This window comes from Paenibacillus forsythiae T98 (assembly GCF_000520735.1).
Classification (GTDB): domain Bacteria; phylum Bacillota; class Bacilli; order Paenibacillales; family Paenibacillaceae; genus Paenibacillus_AQ; species Paenibacillus_AQ forsythiae.
The window spans coordinates 1-4,968 of the sequence record NZ_ASSC01000197.1 but is presented as its reverse complement, the minus strand read 5'-3'; the positions used below and the strand labels follow the sequence as shown (position 1 = coordinate 4,968).

At 54.9% G+C, this 4,968-nt stretch carries 4 protein-coding genes; all 4 read left to right on the top strand.

Translation table 11 applies throughout. From position 1 onward, the window contains the following. Window positions 1-1,074, top strand: a 1,074-nt coding sequence (locus tag L692_RS0107125) for a GAF domain-containing protein (protein WP_156940329.1), incomplete at its 5' end; no start/stop codon positions are given. Beyond that, window positions 1,067-1,960: a hypothetical protein gene (locus L692_RS0107120; protein WP_025698459.1), complete on the top strand. Its 894-nt coding sequence runs from the start codon at window positions 1,067-1,069 to the stop codon at window positions 1,958-1,960. The genes L692_RS0107125 and L692_RS0107120, both read left to right, overlap by 8 nt. 10 nt (window positions 1,961-1,970) lie before the next feature. Then, entirely contained in the window at window positions 1,971-3,809 is a 1,839-nt protein-coding gene (locus L692_RS0107115; RefSeq protein WP_025698457.1) for a DUF2194 domain-containing protein, read from the top strand. A 4-nt stretch (window positions 3,810-3,813) separates the two neighbouring features. Next, on the top strand, window positions 3,814-4,968 hold a 1,155-nt coding region (gene pelF / locus L692_RS0107110; RefSeq protein WP_025698455.1), incomplete at its 3' end, for a GT4 family glycosyltransferase PelF.

The window sequence follows — 4,968 nt, the reverse complement described above, 5'->3', positions numbered from 1 at the left end:
AGCCGCCAGTCCATGCTGGCCGTGATGCTGTCCGTTATCCTGTTCGTTCAGGAGAAGCTGGATAACGGCCGCGACCTGCTTTCCTTGCTCTATGATACGACCTTGTTTTTCCAAATGGCGCTCTATCTGTTCGTTGGCCTTGTCGTCGGCTACAGCGTCGAGCACCGCATCCACAAGCTGAACCGCGCCGAGCGAAAGCTGGTTCAGGCTGATGAAAAATACACATTTCTGTATGAGGTGTATGAAGATACCCGCTCGGTCAAAGACCAGCTCCAGCAGCAAATCCGGACGACCGAGGACAGCTTCGGCAAAATCAACGCGGTGACCAGGGAGCTGGAAAGCCTGGAACCGGAAAGGATCTTCCTGGAGGCCGTCGGCGTAGTCGAGAAAATTATGCGAACCGATCAGGTCAGCATTTATACCGTCAACAAATCCAAGCAATATTTGCGGCTGGCCGCCCACTCCTCCGGAGCTTCCCTGGCGAGCGCCCGTTCCTTGAAGGTGGATGAGCATCCCCATATTCTATCCTTGCTGCAGGGCCAACGCCTTTATGTCAATAAGGAGCTGCTGCCCGGGCTGCCCCTGCTTGCCGCGCCGGTTATCAGCAGCGGAGAGGTTGTAGCCGTCGTAGCCGTTCATACCGTCGAGTTCAGCCGTTTCACCCAATACTATCAGAACCTGTTCAAGACGGTTGTCGACCTTATATCCTCCTCGCTGTCACGCGCCCATGCCTATATTGAAGCCTCGGGTGGCCGCAGGTATATTGACGGGGGGGATGGCCGGATTCTGCGGACAGAGGCTTTCAGAAGCATCCTGGCCAGCAAGCAGGCCGCCAGCGAGCGGTTCGGCGTCGATTATGTGCTGCTCTCCACCGGAATCCGGAATGCGTCCGCCGACTTGGCCGAGCGTATCCACACCTCCCTGCGCGAGACCGATTATCTGGGCCTTGGCGAAGATGGAGAACTGCTGATCCTGCTTAGCAATTCCAACCAGAAGGATGCCCAATTTGTGATGGACCGTCTAGCGGAAAAAGGGGTCCGTCTGCATGAAGGAGTGGAATCCTTCTATGTATAAGCTCCTGTATCTGCTGTATATCGCGGCCTCCGCCTGTTATTTCTTCCTCCGCTTTCGCCGGTCAATGCCGGAAGCGGCAGTAAGGCTGGCCTTCGCGGCGGCTTTCCCGCTTATAGGCTTTCTGCTTCCATTATTTTGGCGGCAGCGGCGACGCTTCGATGAATCCGGGCGCATTCAAACGCTGGAAACGTACCTCCGCCAGGATGAGCAAGTCGATCCATTCAAGGTTTCACACTTGTCCGAAGCCGAAAAGGAACTGAACATTGTTCCGCTCGAAGAAGCGCTGCTGGTCAACGATTTAACCTCGCGCCGCCGGACAATGATAAATCTGCTCAAGCAGGATGCGACCGAATATCTGGAAGTTCTGCGCATGGCTGTCAGCAATGAGGATACCGAAACTTCCCACTATGCCGTCAGCGCGGTTGTGGAGATCAAGCGGAAGCTGAACCATTCCCTGCAGGAATTTTCCGTCCGCTATGAGACCAGCCGCGATGATGCCCATTTCCTCGCCTCCTATGCCGGAGTGCTGCAAAATTACATGCGAAGCGGATTTCTGGACGGAAGCACGCTGCTGCAGCTCAAGCATTCCCTTGCGGAAGTGCTGCGGCACTGGATGGATGCAGATCCTGGCTCGTTTGAAGCGCATGAACAGAAGGTGAAAATTGAGCTGGAGCTCGGGAACTACATATCCGCAGAGCAGGCGGCCGTCTTGATGATGGAGCGGTTTCCGCATCGCGAGGAATCCTATCTGGCACAGATGAACCTCTATTTCGCCCTGAGATCGCCGCAAAGGTTCAACCAGGCTCTTCAGGCGCTTAAGCAATCACCCGTTCGTCTGTCAAACGACGCTCTGAAACTAGTCCGCTTCTGGTCGGAAGGAGCCTGATCGAAATCTAATGAAGCAACCTATGAAACTGAACACCCGCATTTACAGCATCATCATCTTTATCATCCTGCTGGCATTTGTCATGTACTTGACACAAACCCAATATTTCCAGCAATTCAGCCGCAGCCAGCATAACGAGGATTTGACAGAGAAATGGAAGGTCGATGCCGCCTCGGCGTCCTCTATCCCCCCTCAGTCCGGCCCCGCATTTTGTCTCGCCTATGACGGCAATGACGAATTCAGCGCCAAGGTCAATATGCAGGCCAGCCGCACTCTGGGATATATGAAGAAGGAAGCGGTCATAACGGATCTGAGCAAAAAAAAGCTGGAGCCTTCAGGCTGCGCGGCAGTCTTATTGACGGTCAGGGACCTTTCTTCCGCCGGCGCTCCGGGTGTACTGGCCAGCTATGTGGAACAGGGAGGGCATCTATTTTTCACCTCCATGCCGGAGCAAAACGATTCCTTTTACCAATTTTACCGGAAGATGGGCATCCTGAACGCCGGAAATTACAAGGATGAGGCCGGAGTGCAACTGCGGGACGAGGTGCTGATCGGAGAATCCGGGCTGCATATCGATGACAGCTTTATTATGAACACGGTGATGGAGGTGGAGCTGGATTCTTCCGTCACCGTGCATGCGGCGACATCGGCGGGCACGCCGCTCATTTGGAGCGTCCCAAGCGGAAAAGGGTCTATTATGGTGTTTAACGGCACGATGCTTCAGGAGAAGATTAACCGCGGGCTGATCGCCGGGGCGGTATCCATGATGGTCCCGGACTTCATCTATCCCGTCTTCAATTCAAAGGTCGTATATATCGATGACTGGCCGGCGCCATACGGCAACTCGATTGATGAAGCGATCTACCAGACGTACAGAATGAACCGGCAGGGCTTCTTCAAGGAAATATGGTGGCCGGACATGCTGAAAATTGCCAAGCGAAACAATATAAAGTATACCGCAGTGCTGATTGAGTCTTACCAGGACCGCGTCACACCTCCCTTTGACTCTCCGTCCGACTCCGACCCCAACGGGCTGATCGGCTACGGCAGGGAAATTATTAAAAGCGGCGGTGAAATCGGCCTGCACGGCTACAATCATCAATCGCTTACGATGGACCCAGAGATCAGCGCCGAGTTCGGCTATAAACCCTGGAACAGCATTAACGACATGACGCAGTCGGTTCAGGAGTCTGTAAGTTACGCCAAACAAGGCTTTCCCGAATATACTCTGTTCTCGTACGTGCCTCCGTCCAACGTGCTCAGCCCGGAAGGACGCGAAGCCCTCAAAGCCGGCTGGAAGAATTTATCCGTCATCGCCTCTCTTTATCCGGATGATGCAACCGGATTATCGTATGTGCAGGAGTTTGAGCTGGCGAAGGACGGGATCATGGAGATGCCGCGGGTCACATCCGGTTATGAATCCACTCCGTTCGAACGATGGACGGCGGCAAGCGTGCTGACGGCCAACGGGATCTTCTCCCACTTCGTCCATCCCGATGATGTTCTTGACGCCGAGCGGAATAAGAACATGAACTGGGAGGGCATGTACAAAACCTATTCCGGGATGATGTCCGGATTGAACGAGCGCTACCCGTGGCTGCGCGCCCAGACCTCGATGGAGGCGGCCGTCGATATGAAGAATACGCTGACAAGCAGAGTCAATGTGCAGCAGGATAACGGCTCCATAAAAGGTTCGGTAGAGCCTTTTGAGGGTGAGTCTTACTTTATCTTGCGGACTCGCAAAAAAGTCGGGAGCCTGTCGGGCTGCTCCGCAGAAAGAATCGGCGACGGCATCTTTCTGATTACCGCCTTGAAAGCCGATTTCACAATTCAATTAAGCGAGGCATGAGCTCATGAAAATATGTATAATAGCGGAGGGCTCCTACCCCTATATCACCGGCGGCGTCTCCAGCTGGATTCATTCTCTGGTGACCAGCCTGCCGGAGCACGAGTTTGTTATTCTGGCTATCGGAGCCGAAGAGAAGCAGCGGGGGGCCTTCAAGTATCGGCTGCCTGCAAATATCGTTGAAGTGAAAGAGATCTTCCTGAACAGCTATCTGAACGAGGCGAAGCCGCGCAGGGACCGCCTCCGGCTCACTCCCGCCGAGCATGAGGCGCTCGGCTCCCTGCTGGGAGGCGGCACAGCGGTGGACTGGCCCGGCCTGTTCGATTTGCTCCGTTCGGGACGGGTCGCCTCAGCGGTTCAGTTTCTGATGAGCCGGGAATTTTTCCGGGTCTTATCGAGGCGCTGCCAGGAAGATTATGAGCATGTGCCGTTCACCGAAATGTACTGGACCGTCCGGTCCATGATGCTGCCGCTGCTGCTGACGATCCGCGAGGATATTCCGAGAGCGGACCTGTATCATAGTGTGTCGACCGGTTACGCCGGAGTCATCGGCGCGCTCGCCAAGCATCTGTACGGCAAGCCGTTTCTCCTTACCGAGCACGGAATCTACTCCCGGGAGAGAGAAGAAGAGATTATCAAGGCGGACTGGGTGCAGGGCTATTTCAAGGATTTGTGGATTCAATATTTCTACCGGCTCTCCGAAGCGGCTTATACCATGACCGACCAGGTCATTACCCTGTTCGGCCGCAACCGCGACATTGAAATTGAAATCGGCTGCGACGAGCGGAAAATCAGCATTATCCCGAACGGCGTCAACGTCTCCGATTATGCGGAAGTCGCGGGTGCTCCCCCGGAAGGCGGTCCCCTGCGGCTCGGCGCCATCGTCCGCATCGTACCGATCAAGGATATCAAAACGATGATCCAAAGCTTTGCGCTCGTGAAACGGGAACTGCCGGAATCGGAGCTGTATATTCTGGGGCCCTGGGAAGAAAATGAAGAGTATTACCGGGAATGCCTTGAGCTGGCGCAAACGCTGCAGGTGCAGGATATCGTCTTCACAGGCGAGGTCAATGTGCGCGAATACCTGAAAATGCTCGACATCATCCTGCTGTCCAGCATCAGCGAGGGGATGCCGCTGGCCGTCCTTGAAGCGATGGCCGCA